13 protein-coding genes are annotated in these 17,333 nt (G+C 67.2%); 6 read left to right on the top strand and 7 right to left on the bottom strand.

Annotated features, from left to right (window positions below):
* The first annotated feature begins 64 nt into the window (after positions 1-64).
* Positions 65-1,198: a trypsin-like peptidase domain-containing protein gene (locus tag U5S82_01235; GenBank protein MDZ7750291.1), complete on the top strand. Its 1,134-nt coding sequence runs from the start codon at positions 65-67 to the stop codon at positions 1,196-1,198.
* Between the two features lie 93 nt (positions 1,199-1,291).
* On the opposite strand, the gene U5S82_01230 is transcribed toward U5S82_01235, so the two are convergent.
* The 4 genes from U5S82_01230 to U5S82_01215 all read right to left on the bottom strand — a co-directional run bounded on the left by U5S82_01230 (position 1,292) and on the right by U5S82_01215 (position 7,992).
* Positions 1,292-2,287 (bottom strand): IS110 family transposase, encoded by a 996-nt coding sequence (locus tag U5S82_01230; protein MDZ7750290.1) that lies wholly within the window; start codon positions 2,285-2,287, stop codon positions 1,292-1,294.
* Positions 2,288-3,096: 809 nt separating this feature from the next.
* Positions 3,097-4,287, bottom strand: a complete 1,191-nt coding sequence (locus U5S82_01225) for an FIST C-terminal domain-containing protein (GenBank protein ID MDZ7750289.1) — start codon at positions 4,285-4,287, stop codon at positions 3,097-3,099.
* A 109-nt stretch (positions 4,288-4,396) separates the two neighbouring features.
* Positions 4,397-6,670: an Npt1/Npt2 family nucleotide transporter gene (locus U5S82_01220; protein ID MDZ7750288.1), complete on the bottom strand. Its 2,274-nt coding sequence runs from the start codon at positions 6,668-6,670 to the stop codon at positions 4,397-4,399.
* A 59-nt stretch (positions 6,671-6,729) separates the two neighbouring features.
* Entirely contained in the window at positions 6,730-7,992 is a 1,263-nt protein-coding gene (locus U5S82_01215) for an Npt1/Npt2 family nucleotide transporter (protein ID MDZ7750287.1), read from the bottom strand.
* 56 nt (positions 7,993-8,048) lie between these two features.
* Here U5S82_01215 and U5S82_01210 point away from each other — a divergent pair, with 56 nt between their 5' ends.
* A complete protein-coding gene (locus tag U5S82_01210; protein MDZ7750286.1) occupies positions 8,049-8,942 on the top strand; it encodes a serine hydrolase in 894 nt (297 codons plus the stop codon).
* Between the two features lie 191 nt (positions 8,943-9,133).
* On the opposite strand, the gene U5S82_01205 is transcribed toward U5S82_01210, so the two are convergent.
* Together U5S82_01205 and U5S82_01200 are read right to left on the bottom strand one after the other, a co-directional pair.
* Positions 9,134-10,447, bottom strand: coding sequence for a serine hydrolase (locus tag U5S82_01205; GenBank protein ID MDZ7750285.1), 1,314 nt, complete (start codon positions 10,445-10,447; stop codon positions 9,134-9,136).
* Entirely contained in the window at positions 10,444-13,359 is a 2,916-nt protein-coding gene (locus U5S82_01200; protein MDZ7750284.1) for a PEP/pyruvate-binding domain-containing protein, read from the bottom strand. The genes U5S82_01205 and U5S82_01200 overlap by 4 nt, the downstream gene beginning before the upstream one ends.
* An 87-nt stretch (positions 13,360-13,446) precedes the next feature.
* On the opposite strand from U5S82_01200, the gene U5S82_01195 reads away from it, so the two are divergent.
* The 4 genes from U5S82_01195 to U5S82_01180 all read left to right on the top strand — a co-directional run bounded on the left by U5S82_01195 (position 13,447) and on the right by U5S82_01180 (position 15,841).
* A complete protein-coding gene (locus U5S82_01195; GenBank protein ID MDZ7750283.1) occupies positions 13,447-14,313 on the top strand; it encodes an HAD family acid phosphatase in 867 nt (288 codons plus the stop codon).
* A 137-nt stretch (positions 14,314-14,450) separates the two neighbouring features.
* Positions 14,451-14,891: an Hsp20/alpha crystallin family protein gene (locus U5S82_01190; GenBank protein ID MDZ7750282.1), complete on the top strand. Its 441-nt coding sequence runs from the start codon at positions 14,451-14,453 to the stop codon at positions 14,889-14,891.
* Between the two features lie 63 nt (positions 14,892-14,954).
* On the top strand, positions 14,955-15,350 hold the full coding sequence (locus U5S82_01185) for an Hsp20/alpha crystallin family protein (GenBank protein ID MDZ7750281.1): 396 nt from the start codon (positions 14,955-14,957) through the stop codon (positions 15,348-15,350).
* A gap of 83 nt (positions 15,351-15,433) precedes the next feature.
* Positions 15,434-15,841, top strand: coding sequence for a secondary thiamine-phosphate synthase enzyme YjbQ (locus tag U5S82_01180; protein ID MDZ7750280.1), 408 nt, complete (start codon positions 15,434-15,436; stop codon positions 15,839-15,841).
* Between the two features lie 202 nt (positions 15,842-16,043).
* Here the strand turns inward: U5S82_01180 and U5S82_01175 are convergent, their stop codons facing one another.
* Positions 16,044-17,012: a calcium/sodium antiporter gene (locus tag U5S82_01175; protein MDZ7750279.1), complete on the bottom strand. Its 969-nt coding sequence runs from the start codon at positions 17,010-17,012 to the stop codon at positions 16,044-16,046.
* Positions 17,013-17,333: the final 321 nt, after the last annotated feature.

The raw sequence follows: 17,333 nt of genomic DNA, 5'->3' as shown, positions 1-17,333 counted from the left end.
CGTTTTATGCTTTTTGATTCACCATTCACCATTCACCATTCACCACTCACCATCCGTGCGCCCCATGACCCCTGAACCCGACCCCTTCCTCCGCCGCCTGCGCTGGCTCACCTGGACCCTGGTGCTGCTGGTGGTCATCTGGTACATGCTGCCCTGGATCGAGCGCTATGCCATCAGCCTCGGCGCCGAGCCACGACCCGTCATGGCCCGGGGCGAGCTGGCCGCCGACGAGCAGGCCACCATCGAGATATTCCAGCAGACCAGCCCCTCGGTCGTGTTCATCACCACCCACCAGCGGGTCAGGGACTACTGGTCCCGTAATATATTCAGCGTGCCCCGGGGCACCGGCTCCGGGTTCGTGTGGGACAGCTTGGGCCACGTGGTCACCAACAACCACGTTATCGAGGGGGCCTCCGAAGCCACCGTGCGCCTCAACGACGGTCGTAGCTACCAGGCGGCCCTGGTGGGCACCAGCACCGCCCACGATCTGGCGGTGCTGCGCATCAAGGTGCCCTTCGACCTGCCGCCCCCCGTGCCCATCGGCACCAGCGGCGACCTGCGGGTGGGGCAGAAGGTGTTTGCCATCGGCAATCCCTTCGGCCTGGATTACACCCTGACCGCCGGCCTGGTGTCGGCCCTCGATCGCTCCCTGGAGGAGAACGGGGTCACCATCCAGCACCTCATCCAGACCGATGCCGCCATCAACCCCGGCAACTCCGGTGGCCCCCTGCTGGACAGCGCGGGCCGTCTCATCGGCGTCAATACCGCCATCTACAGCCCTTCCGGGGCCTACGCAGGCATCGGCTTCGCGGTGCCGGTGGATACCATCAACCGCGTCGTGCCCCAGATCATCGCCCACGGCAACTACGTCCGACCCACCATCGGCATCGGCGTCGACGAGGACATCAATCGCATCATCAGCCGCGAGCTGGGGGTGGAGGGCGTGGTGGTGCTGTCGGTCCAACCCGGCTCCCCCGCCGCCGCCGCCGGCCTCGAACCTACCCGCGTGGATGAGGACGGTGACGTCATGCCCGGAGATATCATCCTGCGGGTGAACGATGTCCCCTTGGACACCGTCGCCAGCCTGCTGGCGGTGCTGGACGAGCACGAGGTGGGTGACCGCGTGACCCTTCAAGTCTGGCGCAAGGGCCGGGAGACAGAGGTCACGGTGGTGCTCCAGGGTGGGGCAGAGGGTTAGGGCCTGATATCTGAAGGTCGGGATAAATCCCGACCCACATCCCTGCCAAAGGAACAGGCGGTGGTGGTATCTCTGTAGATACTCCGTTTCCTGTCAAGCGGTTTGGAGATGCTGATCGCTAAACAGCTTGGAGGAGTCGAAAGGCTGATCATGCTGCATGCAGGCCCAGATTCCGGTGAGGTACTTGCGCATGACGGCGCACAAGGCTTGGATCCGCTTTTTGCCCCGGGCCACCAGAGCGTTATAGAACGCCTTGGCATACGGGTCATGCACGATCGCCACCATCGCTGGCATGTACAGGGCGCTACGCAGGTAGGCATTGCCGGTCTTGGCTAGGCGCCCGGGTCGATGGACGCTAGAGCCCGACTCATGCAGGCGCACGTCCAGCCCAGCATGACGAGCGACTTGTTTGGCCTTCAGGTCCCTGGGCAGTGTGGATAGCTCGGCCAGCAGAGCCAGGCTGCTGGCTGCCGCGAGGCCGGTGGCGGCACAGAGATGGGCCTGATGTTGCGCCAGCTCGGGGGTCTGCTGGATCAAGTCCTGGGCCGCTTGTTGCACCCGTTCGATGCGTTGGTCCAGTTGAGCGATGCTTTCCTCGGCATCCTCGATCAGCAGGGCTGGCGTGCCCCGTTGCGCCTTCAGGGCGTGCAGGTGGTTCTTGGCCTGGGTCCGCGCGTCCATTAGGCGGTTGAGATGCCGGCCGAAGTCGCGTAGGGCCCGATAGGTCGATGGCGGCGGGGTCCAGCGCCTAGGCGTCATGCGTTCGGCGTATTCGGCCAACAGGGCGGTGTCGAGCGGGTCGGTCTTACTGCCGCGCAGCGTAATTTCGGCGAAATGCCGGAAGCTGCGCGGGTTGATCACGGACACCGGCAGCCCGGCCTCGTGCAGGGCCAGCGCGAGGTCCAGGTAGTAGATGCCAGTGGCCTCCAGCACGATGCCCGCCGGTTGCAGCGCCTGCAGCTTGCGGATCGCCTGGGCGTGACCTTGGGCAGTCTGTGGGAAGGTGTAGACCTTACTGTTCTTGCCGTCACGACGGCAGAGCAAGTCGAAGGAGCGTGCGGCGACATCAATGCCGATATAAACGCTCATCGTTGTTCCTCCTTTCCCTTCTGGGGTCGGTTGCGTCACACTGATCACCGGTTCCCCGACCTCGCATTTCTTGCCGGTTCGACCTTGTGATACGAAGTCCAGCCAGGCTGGCTTCCCGATACTCCTCGAAATCGGCAATGAGGCGGGGAGCCCATCTACGCGCGAGGTCAGAAACTTCCTGCCTCCAGGTCGGGACGGCTTCCCCGGTGTCTGGCAAAAAACCTAACATGCCAGATAACTCCAACATACAAGGTCGGGCTTCAGCCCGACAGCCTGCGGTGGAGATTTCGGCCCGGCCCGTGGTATGCGCGGCGGGGTTTGGATGTCGGGATGAATCCCGACCTACAAAAAGCGTAACCGCGAAAGACGCGAAATGACGCGAAAAGGGAGAAGGTCAGGGAGGAGTGGTAGTTTGAAAAGGCGCAGCGGATCCACCGTTTCGGCGTCAGCAGAGCGGACGCACGAGGGGTAATCTTTTCCCCTTTCCCCTTTCCCATTTCCCCGGGGGAGAAGGACAGAGGCGTAGGTCGGCTGCTCTTGGCAGCCGACGGAAACTCGGCGGTTTGTGGGCGCGGATGTCGGTTGCCGAGAGCAACCGACCTACAGACTGCTTGACAGGAAACGGAGTATCTACATCCCGATAAGGAGGCGAGCTGGTGGGTCCGCTGCGCTTGACCCACCCTACGTTGCTGCGCGCTTCGACGCCATTGGAAGGTCCCTTCTCCCTTGGGGAGAAGGACAGGATGAGGGGATGTTGGGCGGGCGCAGGGGTCGAAGGGATGTCGGGATGAATCCCGACCCACATCGCTTCAGTCGCCGCCCCGGGGCCGGAACAGGGCGAAGGCACTGGTATAGCCGTGGAGGTAGGTCTTGCCCTGGACCGGGCCGATCTCGCCGTTGCAGAAGAAGCCCCCCAGGGCCGTCGGTCCGAGGCGGTGCTGAAAGGCGTCCGCGTCGTGGTCGGGGATGCCATAGAGGCCTTCGCCGCGGCCGGTGCAGGAGAACAGCAGGGCCCCTGCCGGCGCGCTTCCTCCGAGTTGATCGCGGGCCCGCGCCAGCACCCGGTCCAGATCTTCGGCGGAGGTGCCCGCATCCCGCAGATGGAATTGCACCACCTGATTGGCGTGGAGGTCCGCTCCCACCCGAATGGCCCCGGACTCCTGGTCGGCGCCCATGAGATTGCGGATGAGGAAATCACCCTGGCGGTAACGGGTGTGGTTGCTGCGCATGGTGATACCGATGAACAGGGAGTGCTGCATCAACTCCCGGTCCTGTTCGTCGGCCTGCTCGAACACCTCGTTGAGGATCTCCAGGGGCGGCCGGTTGTCCAGCCGGTGAATGATGTGGCCCTCGTGGGCGGTGATGAACATGGGCTCGCCGATGGGGCGACAGCCCTGGGCCACTGCCGTGGTCATCTCCACGTCACCCGCCATGGACAGCACCAGGGCCCCGGAGTGGAAGGTGTCGGCGTTCAGGAACAGCACGATATCCCCCGGCGCCTGACCCCCGCTGGCCAGCCCGCCGGCGATGACCGCATCGGCGAAACCGCTCTCCAGGGAGTGCAGCAGATGCTCGGCGGGGAAGCTGAAGGGATCCGCCAGGACCACGAATTGTGCCCGTGCCGGGCCCGCTTCCAGGGCGAGGCGGGTGCAACGCTCGCTGTGGGGCGTGCCCGGCCCGAGGTCGCCGGCCTCCAGGTGCCAGGCATCCAGTACGGCCCCTGGCAGGCGGGCCGCCACCAGGCCGAGGGCGGGCTTGAACTCCACCTCCAGGGCATCGGCGATGACGCCGCTGGCGGAACAGCCCACCAGGACGGGTTCGCCTCCCAGGCCCTCGCGGACGCGCCGGGGCAGGCTGTCGAAGGCCCCCTGGTGGTGCTCCGAGGCGAACAGGAACACGAGGTCCGGTGGTGCCCCGAGGGTGGCGCGGGCCGCCGTGGTCACCTCGCCGATGGCCTCGGCGGTATCCGTCTGGTGGCTGAGGTTGGAGGTCCAGTGCATGGCGATGACGGTATCGACTCCGGTAGGTTGAGTGATTCAAACACTACCATGACACCGCGACAATGGGGATGAAATCAACCCTCATATCGCCATGGCGTGGGATCGGTTTTCAGCGTCCCGAGCCGCCGGTCCGCGGCGTGGCGGGTTGGCCAGCCCCTTCGGCGATGTGGCGGCGCAACTCGGCGAGCAGCTCCAGGGGCGAGCGATTGTCGGTGGGGCGGGGGGCGGTGGTGGCCAGGCGGTGCCAGAGGCTGTCGCGGATGTCCTCGGGTACCACATTGCCGAGGTATTCGAGGGCGGTGCCGCGCAGGGTGCGATCGCCTTCACCGAGGGCCTGCAGGGCCAGGGCCATGGCATCCTGGTCGAGGACCAGCCCGAGCAGGCTGAATACGTGCTCCGTACTGCGGTTGAGAGCCGGCGGGCGGCCGCCATTCCCAGCGTGGGACGGGGGCGACGAGGCGAGGCGCAGGGTCTGCGACTGCCAGGTTGCGGTATCCACCGTCAACTCCCGGCGTACCTGGGTGAGGATACGGTGGCGCGGCAGCTGCAGGGCGGCGTTGCGGTGGCGCATGCGGGACAGGGCCCGCCCGCAGGCGTAGCGGATATTGAACTCGAAGGCATCCAGACCCTGGAGCAGGGCATGGACGGCGCGGGGACTATGGCTGACCTCGAGCACGCTGGGGATCCGTACCCGGGCCGCCGACGCCAGATCGGGATCCAGCAGGGCGTCCGTCAACTGGCCAGTGATGCGCGGTGCCTGCCAGCGCAGCTCGGTGCGCACATCCTCTGCCACCTCGTCCATCTCCAGCAGCGGGATGATGTAAGGGGTGAGGCGGATGTCCAAGGATTCACTGGCGATGGCGCGCCGGATGCGTTCCGGGTCCCGGGAGGAGAAGGCAGCCACTGCGTGGGTGAAGGTGGCGGCGGTGGTACGGGAAGGCGGTGGACCGGGGGGTGGCGAGGCGGCCCCCGGGTCCGCGGCCTCGCCACCGCCATCGAGGGACCCCACCGGCCCTTCGATGGCGGCGTCGGGGTCCCCCTGCTTGCGGGCATCGCGCATGCGGCGCACCTTGTCCATCAGCAGCCGCCGCTCCACCGTGGGACCGGCCTCCGCCAGCACATACTGGGTGGTGGGATCCAGCACCGGGCGCAGCTCCGTGGCCACGCCGTGACGCAGGTTGGAGGCCAACTGGCCGATGTAGCCCCGATAGAGGCGGTTGATCACATACAGGGCGAGGCCCGCCACCAGCAGCGCCGCCGCAATGACCACATGGTTGGTCAGCGCCGGCGCCAGAGCCAGGATCAACAGTACCAGGCCGCCGCCCACCATGTCGCCGAAGCGATCGGCGGCGACATCGATGATGGTCTTGGTGGGCCGTTTGTGCTGGGTGGGCACGGGGGTGTAGAGCAGTTCGAAGGCCGAGCGGAACAGGGAGTTGGCCAGCAGCGCGTGGCCGCCGCGCGCGATGGCGGCGGTCCCCAGCCCGAGGGCGGTGAGGGCCACCGTTCCCGTGGCCAGGACCATCAAGGGCAGGGTCGCAAGCACCCTGCCTGGACTGATGCGTTCGAGGATCCTCGAACCCACCAGGGATTGCAGGCCGAAGCTGGCGAGCCCGAGGATGGCGTAGAAGGTGGCGAAGAAGGCCACCAGGTCCTCGGCCCGGTCATAGTGGGTAGAGGCCTCGGCCTTGAGCACGTAGTCCAGTAACGCGGCCACCAGGGCCACCAGGGCGATGAGCATGGCCATGCGTCGCATGTAACTGTCGCGCACCAGCAGTTGCAGCCCGGATTGGGTGGAGGGTGGCGCGGGTTCCGGGCCTCCGGTGCGCCCACCGATGGCCATCACGGCCCCCATGCAGGCCAGGTGGAGGCCGGCCAGAACCAGGTACATGGTGCGTAGATCCGTGAGGGCGGTGACCCGTTCCGCCAGCAGTCCCCCCAGCAGCCCGCCGAGGCTGGCGGCGGCCGCCACCCGGCCGATGGTATGGCGTGCGGCGTGGGGGTCGAAGCGCTCGTTCACCACCGACCAGAAGCCGCTGATGAGGATGGCCCCGAATACCGCCATGTGCAGGTAGAGGAGCCCTACCGCGGCGCCGGGGCTGAGACCGAACAGGAACCATTCGAGGACGAAGGCCGTGGCACTCACGGCGAAGGTGACCGGCACCAGGGGGTGGGGGCCGAAGCGGGCCAGCAGCCTGGACATGGACAGCACCGCCAGCATGGAGAGGACGGCGGCCACCACCACTGCCTTGGGCAGTTGGGTGATATCGAACTCGGACAGGAACAGGGCGTCGCGGGTGGCCTTGCCCGCCACCTGGTGGCCGATCATCAGGGTGGCCGATAGCAGGGCGAAGGCGGTGGCCCGGGTGTCTCTGCTTTCCAAGGCGGTAGGCATGGGTGCCGAGTATATACGCCTGCGCGGCGATCCCTGCGCCGGCCGGCTCAGGCGGGTGCGGTCATGGGCAGGAAGGCATACTCCCGCCACAACAGGGCCAGGATCCACAGCCACAGGACGCAGATGCCGATGGTGATCCAGCCGAGCCCCGCCGCGCCGAGCCCCCCGGGCAGCCATTGGGTGGCCGCCAGGATCAGGGCGGAACCCACCACCTTGAACAGGCGGTAGCCCAGCATGTCAATCCAGGCCTTGGCCTGATAGGTGTGCACCGGGTCCACGGGGATGTAGAGCAGCTCCTTGGAGGCCCGGTTGATGGAGTAGGACAGGCCGCGATCACTTATCTTCATGGCCATGGCCATGGTGAGATGGGTGTAGAGCCCGAAGGCGAAGGAGAAGGCGGCCAGCATCAGGGGCTGGAGGGCCATGCCGGCGATGGGTCCCAGGTAGCGGTGGATGAGGGGGGTGACCACTAGGTTCACCCCCACGGATACCAGCCCGAGGATGCCGAAGAAGCCGGAGATGAAGGCGGTGCGCGCATCGAGTTCCGGGAATTCGGCCTCCACCATCTTCATGAACTGGAATTCCACCACCGGCTGGGCGAGCTGGGCACACAGCAGGGCGGCGGCGATGAGCAACAAGTAGCGGCTCTGCACCAGTGCCCGCCAGCCCCGGCCGGCCACCGGCGAATGCCGCGCCGCCGGCAGCTCCCGGTAAGTGCCGATACGCCCCATGTAGAGGTTGAGCGCCAGGGTGATGCCCAGAGTGAGGGCGCAGGACAGCAGCAGATCGGGAGTGGTCATGGGGGTGAACTTGACCAGGGTGGCCGCCAGCACGCCGCCGGCGATACCCCCCACCAGGCCGCCGGTGCCCACGAACCAGTAGCTGCGCCGGCCCTCGGAGGTGGCGGTGACGGTGTTGGTGAGACTCCAGAGCTGTTCCACCAGGATGACGCTGAAAATGTCCACGAAGACATAGAAGCCGGCACTCGCGGCCTTGCCGGCGATGCCCAGCATGAGCCAGAACCCGACCAGCAACCCCATGAAGCAGACCAGGGACCCCAGCACCACCCCGAGGCGGTCGTGGCGTTCCACCAGGCGGTGATAGGTGCCGATGAAGGCCAGCAATACCAGGGCGGAGGCGATCCACAACACCGGGAAGGAATCGGCGCCCCAGTACTCGATGATCAGGGAACGGCTGGCGGATTTGACCTGGTAGTAGGCGAGGATGATGAGCAGGAAATTGAGGAATAACACCACGGCGCGGCCCGGCAGGGGCGGGCGGGATGAAGATATGGCAGTGTTATCAGACATTTACAAATTCTTTTTTAGTGGAAATCCCCGGGTCGGTCTGGTAGATTCCGTTGCCCATGGGGAGGGTTTCCATTCTAGCCACTTTTTTCCTGGCCATGGTGATGGCCGGTCCGGCGGGCGCGGATGCGCCCGGCGGCGACTACCCGCCCCTGCGGGAAAGCTTCGATCCCCGGCTGCAGCGGGGGTTGGAAGCGGCGCTGGTGGACCTCAGGCTCGCCGATGCCGTGGCCGGCCGGAAACTCGCCGTGGCCCTGGTGGATATCACCGATCCCCACGAACCCCGGGTGGCCTCCATCAACGGCGATGAGATGATGTACGCCGCGAGCCTGCCCAAGATCGCCATCCTGCTGGGGGCTTTCGTCGAGGTGGAGGCCGGCACTCTCGAACTGGACGGCGCCACCCGCGAGTCCCTCACCGCCATGATCCGCACGTCATCCAATGTGGAGGCCACGCGGGTACTCAACCGGGTCGGCAGGACACGGCTGTTGGACATCCTGCAATCCGAGCCCTACCGCCTCTACGACCCCCTGGTCAACGGTGGCCTGTGGGTGGGCAAGGAATACGCCAAGTCCCCGGCCTACCAGCGGGACCCTCTTCACAATCTTTCCCACGGCGCCACGGTGATGCAGACCGCGCGTTTCTATTACCTGTTGGAGACCGGCCAACTGGTGAACGCCGAACTCAGCGCCCAGATGAAGTCCCTGCTGGGGGAGCCAGCCATACGTCATAAATTCGTCAAGGGACTGGAAAGCCGGCCCGGCGCGCGCATCTACCGCAAATCGGGCACCTGGCGCCAGTGGCATGCCGACAGCGCCCTGGTGGAAGACGGCGGTTACAAATACATCGCCGTCGCCCTGGCCGCCGACGAACGGGGTGGAACTTGGCTCACCCGCCTCATCGGGCGCCTGCATGACCTCGTCGTACCCGCCCGGGTGGTACGGGCCGACTGACCCCGGCGGCGCGGCCGCCTCGGGTGCCACCCTTCCCTGGATGCCGGGTCAAGCCCGGCATGACGATGGAAAGAGTGGATGCCGGGTCGCGGCCCGGGTTCACCAGCAGACTCGGCCGACGGGACAGGCTTTCCTGCTGCCTCCACGGTCCAGCCCCTCATCATCGCCGGGGGGCGGTGTGCTGACGTGCCTTACGGTTCGTCGCCTTCCCCCGCCGTGGGATCGGCAGCCTCTGATTGGGCGGGAGGGGCGGTGGTGGACGCCGGATGGGCCTGCTCAATGAGGCGATGCACGCGGGTGGCGAAGGTCTGGTGGTCCACGGCGGAGTTGCGGCGCAGCACGTTGGAGGTCAGGGCCACCATGTAATAGAGGTGCGGGTCTGCCGCCGGGGCCTCCACGATGGCCACCGAGTTCATGTAGTTCCGCTTGTTGCCACGGTATTTTCGGCACGTGAAGCCGGGCTCCGGCTCGCAGGAATAGAGGGAGCCCGATTTGAAGTAGACCGCCGCCTCCCGCAGGGCCGGCGACGAGGCGTAGCGGATGCGCCGCTCGGTGACGTAGAGCAGGCGTTTCAGTTCCAGGCTGGAGAAGGCATCCACCAGCCGTCCCTGCTCCAGGCGCAGTAGCAGCCGCATCATCTCTCGGGTGGTGGCGTAGCTGTTGGTGCCGGGCACCTTATTCTTGCCGGTGCGGGTGAACAGGCTGCCCTGGCGCAGGGCGGTGAGGTCGAGGCCGTTACGGGTGACGGGCTCCTGCAGGGTGCGCTCCAGCAGCCGGCCGAGTTCGCCGCGCGGGGTTTCGGCGAAGAAGCGCCGGATCTTCTCCTGCGCCACCGGATAGTCACGGCCGTAGTGGGCCAGCAGCATGGCCTGTTGCTGGACCATGGCGGCGGCGGCATTGGCGCTGGCGGACAGCATCCAGTCCAGGTACTCCCACAGGCTGCCCTCATCGCCCTCCCTCAGCGGCCGGCGCTCCAGGGTCCGGGTCTCCGGGTCCCAGAGCCTGATCTTGTGGTGATCGTGATGGATGAACTCATCGGCGATGACCCGGGTCTCCCGCAGCACCCGGCGCCGCGCCTCGAGGTCGTCGGGATAGACGTCGGCGAGGGTCTGGAACAGCCCCAGGGCCACCAGGATCTTGCCCACGCTGCCCGGGTTCATGGCGGTGGTGGCGCGGTGCTCGGCGTAACGCGGCTGTTGCGGATCGCTGAGATCCAGTACGGAGACGCTGTAGCGGTCCACTTCCGCGCCCAGCAGTTCCCTGATCTGGGCCATGAATGCGGCGTCCGGCGCCGGCAGTCCGAGGGTGGGCCGGTCCCTCAGTCCCAGGTCGATGCGGGGCGCGGCGAGCAGCTCGCCCGCCAGCCGGGCCCGTCCCGGGACCACGCCTTCATGGGCGAGGCGGGCATGCTCCAGGCGCCGGATCCCCGTGTCCTCCTCGTACAGGGGATAGGCGAGGAGGGTGGCGCTATAGCCCAGGGCCAGTAACGGTATCAGGATTCTCATGGGGTTCCTCCGGGGGCGGCGGTCATGTCCACGGTGATGGCGTCGAGGTCCTTAATACGTGCGTCCAGCGCCTTCAACAGGGCGCTGCGGCGGGTGCCCCGGCTCTCCAGGAAGGGGCGGATCTGGAATAATCGCAGTTGTCCGTCCTTGAAGCCGAACTCGATGTCCGCCGGCGCCGCATGGCCCTCGTCGTCCACGATGGCCGGGAAGCGCTGTGGCAGGCTGCGGCTGAAGGCGATGAGCTGCCGGATCTCATCCGGCTCCAGTACCGGTTCGATACCCGCGACGCGCTCCCGGGTCACGCCGCCCGCCGCATCGATGAGCCGCCGCTCGCGGGCGGTGGCCGCCGCCATCAGCCGCACCTCGCCGCTGTGGACATGGATGCGCAGGGACTCTGCGGCCTGGCCGTCCACGGCGCCGCCCACCCCCTGGTTCACCGCCACCGTGAGCCAGTCCGGGGAGCCGCTGTCCACGTCCCGGGTGACCATGACGCCGGATTTGTCCGCCGCCACGCTGCGCAGCAGCAGCACCGCCGGATAGACGTGCTCCGGGGCCTCCATGTGGCGCTGGCGCCAGGCGAAGGCGCGGGCGGTGAAGGGGGAGGCCCAGACCCGGGGGATGGCGGCGAGCACCGCGTCCACGCCCACCACGTTGGGGACCGTGAGGTTGAGCCCGGCGCCGGTGAAGCCGGGCAGGTCCTCGACGTTGGTGTCGCTGCGCACGAACACGCCGTAGCTGCCGTCGGGCCCGAACACCCGCGCCATGGATTCTTTCAAGCGCGCCGCGAAAGCGGGCCCGGGCTCGGCGCCGGCGATGCGGGCGTGGAGGCGCTTACGCAAGGCCTCGGTGCGGGCCTGCCGTTGCGCCGAAGCGGCGGGCAGGGTCTCCAATTGCCGGTACTGGTCCACCATCCACTCGAACACAGAGGGGCCGCCCGTCTCCATGGGCTGGTCCAGCAACGCCCGAAACACGCCGAAGGGGATGGCGAGGCCGTCGGCCACCGCCTCCGGGAAGTGGTGGCGCAGTTCCCCCAGCTTGGCTGCCTTGGGACCCACGGTGCGGCCCGAGTCCGTGGCCCGCAGTTGCGACAGGGGCATAAGGTTCCGATTTTCGAGGTCCAGTTTCTCCAGGTCGGGGCGGATGACCACGTCGTGGTCCGACGCGGCGCTCCCGGTGCCTGTCGGTTCGTCATCCGCTCCGAGCCGGATCACGCCCCGGGGGGAGACCGCCAGCACCACCCGGCGGCCCGCCAGGGGCTCGAGTCGCGCCACCAGGGCCGCATCGGCGGCGACGTTGGGGATCCCCAGGTTGCGGGCCAGTAATTGCACGTGGGACAGGGGGTTGCCCTCGCCGGCGGTGATGATGCCGGCCACCGGGGGCAGCTCGGCGGTGGTCTCGGGGAGGACATAGATACCGTCGCTGTCGAAGGATCCGCCGGAGGCCGCCTCCGCCCGGTACAGGGTGCCGCGGGCGAGGCCGGGATTGAGGCCCCGCAGGCCGCTGCCGATGTCCTGCCCGAGGAAGCGGTGGCGCATACCGGCCAGCCGGTTGGCATCCATCAGCAGGCCGTTCATCACCTGGGAGAAGAACAACAGCGGGCCGCCCCGCAGTACGTCCTGGCTGAACAGGGCGGCCAGGGGCTCGATGCGGGCCAGAGTCTCCTCGGCCGCGCCGAAGTGAAAGCGCAGGGTCTGGGCGGCCCAGCCAGGGGCCAGGGCCAGATCATCCAGGGCGGCCTTGTAACGGGCCAGGGACACCTCGTCCGCCGCGAGCGTCTCCAGGATATCCAGCAGGGCCCGGCGCTGGCGGGGCGTGAACAGCCCGGTGCCGTAACCGGCGTCTATCCCGGCCGCCAGCCAGGCGAGTCGCTCTCGGCGATCGGCGGTGTCGAGGTCCTGCCGCAGCTCGGTGGCGGCGGTGAAGTGCTCGTCCTCGAGGGCGAGGGAGGCGGCCAGCAGTTCCAGGCGGGTGGCGGCCCTGGCAGGGGCGGCCAGATGGTCGCGCAGGACGGCCAGCACCTCGGCGCTGATGGCCAGGCGCCGGGCGGGATCGGTGGCCTGGTCCAGGCGCCGGGCGGCCGCGGCCAGGGTGCGGGCGAGGTGGCCCTCGCCCTCGAGATCGGCCGCGAGGCGGCCCAGGGTCCGGGCCACGGGGACCGCGGCGTAGATGTCCTCCAGCACCGCCACCAGCCGCTCCAGATCGGCCGCGACCGCAGGATCCCGGTGGGTCGCGGCATATTCCCTGACCCGTTCCACGTCGCCCGCATCGGGATGGCCATGGATCTTGTTGCGCAGTTCCGTGAAGCCTTCATCACGGGCCGCCACGCTAAAGGCCAGCTGGCGCATGTCGCCGATGGAGGCGGTCTCGGGGCCATGGCGCAGCAGGCGCGCGGCGCCGCGCAGCACGGCCTGGCGATGCTCGAGCCAGGACTCGTCGCCCAGCAGGGCCAGCAGCAGCCGGCGCGCGCCATGGCGTTCGCCCTCTTCCTGGAGGGCGCCGCGATAGAAGCGGGCTCGGCGCAGAATCCAGCCCTGGTCCACGTTGATCAGATACCTCTCCACCAGCATCTGGCCGATGACATCGGCCGCATCTGGACGGGCCAGGAGGGCCTGTACGTCCAGATCGGCATAGACGTTGGCGATATGGAAGCCCTGGTCCCGCATGGTCTTCACCCGGTCCGTCCATGCGCCGTGCTGGCTGCCGCCACCATGCTCCCGGCAGGCGTAGGGCTCGGGGGGCAGGATGGTGCCGTCGGCGCAGAACCAGCGGATACGGGCGAAGGGCCCGCGGGCGGATGCCTTCATGGCCTCGACGGCCGCCCGCAGGGCACCGTCGCCGGGGTCCGCGGCGGGAGTAGTGAGGGGGCTGAGGACGAGGAGCGCGGCCGTCGCGATGGCGGTAAAAGGGATCATGGGATGCCCTCGTGGGGTGGCAGGGTATGGTGCCATAATAAACGACCCTTCTCCGACCGTTTACCCAGAACGTTACCAGGACGCGCCATGGGACTCCGTCACCTTCGTAACGCCCCGCGCTCCCTGTCGTTGGGGGGACTGCTCCCCGTGCTGCTGGCCGGGGCCCTGGTGGGCTGCGCCGTGGGCGGGCCGCCCCGGGACCAGGAGCCCCACGAGATGCTGGATGCCGTGGTTTGGCAGCGCCTCGGGGCGGAGTACGAGGCGGTGGCCCGCCAGACCTACCGGCTGGCGGCCCACCGCCTGGCCCAGGCCCTCGCCGATCCGTCCTGGAGCGCGGCCCTGGAGGAGTCCGCGGATGCCACCGGGCTGCCGCCGGCGGTGGTGCTGGATATCGATGAGACGGTGCTGGACAACACGCCCTACGAGGTGCGGATCATCCGCGAGCACGGCGCCTATTCCCCCGCTACCTTCGCCGCCTGGTGCGAGGAGTCCGCCGCTGTGGCGGTGCCGGGGGCGCGGGAGTTTCTGAGGGAGGCGGTGGCCCGCGGGGTCGAGGTGTTTTTCTACACCGCCCGGCGGGAATCCCTGCGGACCTGCACGCGGCGCAACCTCGAGGCCCTCGAACTGCCCGTGGCGGCGGACGGTACCAACCTGCTGATGGCCGATGGTGGTGCCAAGGACGAGTGGCGCCGGCGCATCGCCCGCCATCATCGCATCCTCCTTTTGGTCGGCGACAACCTGGAGGACTTCGTGGCCGGATCCCGGCAGGACCCGGCGGCCCGCCGGGCCCTGGTGCGGCGCCACGGGGCGCGCTGGGGCCGCCAGTGGATCATCCTCCCCAACCCCATGTACGGCCACTGGGAGTCGGCCCTCTACGACTTCGACCACGGCCTGTCCCGCGCCGCCAGGACGGCGCGCAAGGCGCGCGGTCTGGAGGCCTCCGTCGGGGATTGAAGCGGCGGCGATTGTCACCGTGTTCGAGGGGTATTGGAATTCTTCCCGGTGCCCCCAATTTAATGGTCAGCCGCAGCAGGGCTCACAGTTTCACCGGTCAGTGTACTGCGGACCATCAACCAGACAGGAGGTGTGACATGTTGGGTTATCTCAGAGGATTCGACGATATCTTCGACCAGGTCGAACGCATGAATCGTGACATGGAAGGGCTGTTCGGCAACCGGCCCGCGTGGAGCGGCATTCGCTCCGTGGCGCCCGGCACCTTCCCGCCCATCAACGTCGGCTCGTCGGCGGAGCAGGTGGATCTGTTCGCCTTCGCGCCCGGCCTCGATCCCGCCACCATCGAGGTGGAGATGCAGCAAAACCTGCTCACCATCGCGGGCGAGCGCAAGGTGGAACTGCCCGAGGATAAACAGCTGTATCGCAACGAGCGTTTCAGCGGCCGTTTCCGCCGCGTGCTGACCCTGCCGGAGGATGTGGACCCGGACCAGGTGAGTGCCAGTTACAAGGACGGGGTGCTGCATATCACCGTCAAGCGTTCCGAGGTAGCGAAGCCGCGCCGCATCGAGATCCATTGACGATCCCCGGCCGTGCGCATCGCAACCATCTACCGAATATGAAGCATGAAGGAGAACCAAGCCATGACCGAGACCAGAGATCTCAAGACCCAGGAGAATAAGGAACTCGAGGCCCGGGGCGGCAGTGAGGCCTATCTGCGCCCCGTGGTCGATATATTCGAGGACGCCAACGGCATCACCCTGATGGCGGATCTGCCCGGAGTATCCAGCGACCGGCTCAATATCGAGGTGGATCGCAACACCCTGGCCATCGAGGGCCAGGTGTCCTTGGATATGCCGAAGGAGATGGAGGCGCTGTACGCCGACGTGCGCGCCACCCGTTACCAGCGCAGTTTCACCCTCAGCAACGAGCTGGATACGGATGCCATCAAGGCCGAGATGAAGGACGGGGTGCTCACCCTCAATGTACCCAAACGGGCGGAGCATCAACCGCGCCGCATCCAGGTCAACGGCGCCTGACAGGGACCCGCGACGGCCCCCGGCCTCCGAGGCGGGGGCCTCGTTTATGCTCTTCGTTACTGTCCATATTTCCCTCACAGATCATGCGCGATGTCATCACCGTCACTACCCACAGCCGCGAGGAACTGGTGGACATCACCGGCCGGATACGGGAGGTGGTGGAGGCCGGGGGGATCCGGGACGGTCTGGTGAATGTCTATGTCCAGGGTGCCACGGCCGGGATCATGATCCAGGAAAACTGGGACGACAGCGTCCAGACGGACGTGGTGGATCTGTTGCGCAAGATCATCCCCCGTGGGGTTTGGTTGCACGACCGCCAGGACGGTAACGGCGATTCTCATCTCAAGTCCGGTCTGGTGGGTCCCTCCGAGACCATCCCCCTGATGGACGGCCGGCTCGGCCTGTCCACCTGGCAGAACATCTTCCTGTGCGAATTCGACGGCCCGCGGCGCGAGCGCAGGGTCGTTGTCACCGTTGTGTCGGCCGCGTAGCGTTGGGAATACGGGGCAGCGGTTCCCCCGCCGGGACGCCAGGGAAACTATTCACTATTCCCTACTCCCCCTCCCCAGCACAGCACCGCTGTGCTCGTTTTACACTGCACACTCCCCGATGTGGTCCCATTTCGCGTATTTTCGCGCCTTTCGCGGTTAAGTTTTTCGCTTTTCGCTGTCCGGCCCCGGTCCCCCAATCGCCCTAGGCGAATACCGTGATCACCAGGTAGGCGGTATAGCCTACGTAGGCGGCCAGCAGGGCGGCGCCCTCGTAGCGGTTGATACGCCCGGGGCTACGGAAGCCGTAGCCGATGACGAACAGGGAGAGGGTGAGGGCGGCCATCACCGCCGCGTCCCGGTACAGGACCTCCGGTCCCACCGTCATGGGATGGATGGCCCCGGCGATTCCCACCACAGCCAGGGTGTTGAACAGGTTCGAGCCCAGGATGTTGCCCAGGGCGATGTCGTGCTCGCCCTTGCGGGCGGCGATGAGGGACGAGGCCAGCTCCGGCAGGGAGGTGCCCACCGCCACGATGGTGAGGCCGATGATGAGGTCGTCGACGCCGAAACCCCGGGCCACTTCCACCGCCCCCCATACCAAAATACGGGAGCTGACGATGAGCAGCACCAGGCCAACGACGAGCCACAGCACCGCACGGCGCAACGGCAGGGTCTGGTCCGCCATGTCTTTTTCCATCTCGCGCCCGAGGGCGTCGGCCCTGTTCGCCATGCCCTGGTAGATGGACCAGGCCATGAGGGCGCCGAATACCGCCAGCAGCACCACGGCATCGAGGCGCGTGATGTCGCCGTCCCGGAGCTGCCACGCCGCGAGGGCGGTGACGGCGGTGAGGATGGGCAATTCCCGGCGCAACACCTGGGAGTGGACCACGATGGGGCTGATGAGGGCCGTCAGCCCCAGGATCAGCGCGATGTTGGTGATGTTCGAGCCATAGGCGTTGCCCAGGGCGAGGCCGGGGTTGCCCTGGGAGGCCGCCAGGGCAGACACCACCATCTCCGGCGCCGAGGTGCCGAATCCCACCACCACCATGCCGATGAGGAGGGGGGGCATGCCGAAGTGACGGGCGGTAGCGGCGGAACCGGCCACGAAGCGGTCGGCGCTCCACACCAGCAGGGCGAGGCCGCAGGCGATGGCGAGAAAAGGCAGAGTCATGGGGTGGCTTCGTCCTAGGTTTTGGGGGGAGGCACGGGGCCCGGAAGTGCGCGAGTATCCGACATCGGGGGCACGATTGCCCACCGTGGATTTACGCTAGAATTTGTGTGTCGAGTTGAGGGAAATCCGGACTATCGGCCATCCACGGCCAAAATCAGCGCGGAAGACGAAAAATCTGTTGGCTACATAGGGTGGGGCGAGCGCGGCGCGGCCGCTGTGCTGGGGAAGAGGGAATGGGGGGATGGGAAAGGGGAAAGGGGAAATGGGAAAAGGGGGGGCGAGAGTGGGGAGTAGGGGATAGGGAGTAGGGAGTAGGGAGTA

It is taken from the genome of Gammaproteobacteria bacterium, assembly GCA_034522055.1.
Taxonomy (GTDB): Bacteria; Pseudomonadota; Gammaproteobacteria; order JAABTG01; family JAABTG01; genus JAABTG01.
This window is presented reverse-complemented; position numbering and strand designations above follow the sequence as displayed.

What these genes read in the sequence shown, in the direction of transcription:
- U5S82_01230 (MDZ7750290.1), bottom strand. Translation starts at nt 2,287, where the DNA reads ATGAGCGTTTATATCGGCATTGATGTCGCCGCACGCTCCTTCGACTTG.
- U5S82_01200 (MDZ7750284.1), bottom strand. Translation starts at nt 13,359, where the DNA reads ATGATCCCTTTTACCGCCATCGCGACGGCCGCGCTCCTCGTCCTCAGC.
- U5S82_01235 (MDZ7750291.1), top strand. Translation starts at nt 65, where the DNA reads ATGACCCCTGAACCCGACCCCTTCCTCCGCCGCCTGCGCTGGCTCACC.
- U5S82_01185 (MDZ7750281.1), top strand. Translation starts at nt 14,955, where the DNA reads ATGACCGAGACCAGAGATCTCAAGACCCAGGAGAATAAGGAACTCGAG.
- U5S82_01175 (MDZ7750279.1), bottom strand. Translation starts at nt 17,012, where the DNA reads ATGACTCTGCCTTTTCTCGCCATCGCCTGCGGCCTCGCCCTGCTGGTG.
- U5S82_01215 (MDZ7750287.1), bottom strand. Translation starts at nt 7,992, where the DNA reads ATGTCTGATAACACTGCCATATCTTCATCCCGCCCGCCCCTGCCGGGC.
- U5S82_01225 (MDZ7750289.1), bottom strand. Translation starts at nt 4,287, where the DNA reads ATGCACTGGACCTCCAACCTCAGCCACCAGACGGATACCGCCGAGGCC.
- U5S82_01190 (MDZ7750282.1), top strand. Translation starts at nt 14,451, where the DNA reads ATGTTGGGTTATCTCAGAGGATTCGACGATATCTTCGACCAGGTCGAA.
- U5S82_01205 (MDZ7750285.1), bottom strand. Translation starts at nt 10,447, where the DNA reads ATGAGAATCCTGATACCGTTACTGGCCCTGGGCTATAGCGCCACCCTC.
- U5S82_01210 (MDZ7750286.1), top strand. Translation starts at nt 8,049, where the DNA reads ATGGGGAGGGTTTCCATTCTAGCCACTTTTTTCCTGGCCATGGTGATG.
- U5S82_01180 (MDZ7750280.1), top strand. Translation starts at nt 15,434, where the DNA reads ATGCGCGATGTCATCACCGTCACTACCCACAGCCGCGAGGAACTGGTG.
- U5S82_01195 (MDZ7750283.1), top strand. Translation starts at nt 13,447, where the DNA reads ATGGGACTCCGTCACCTTCGTAACGCCCCGCGCTCCCTGTCGTTGGGG.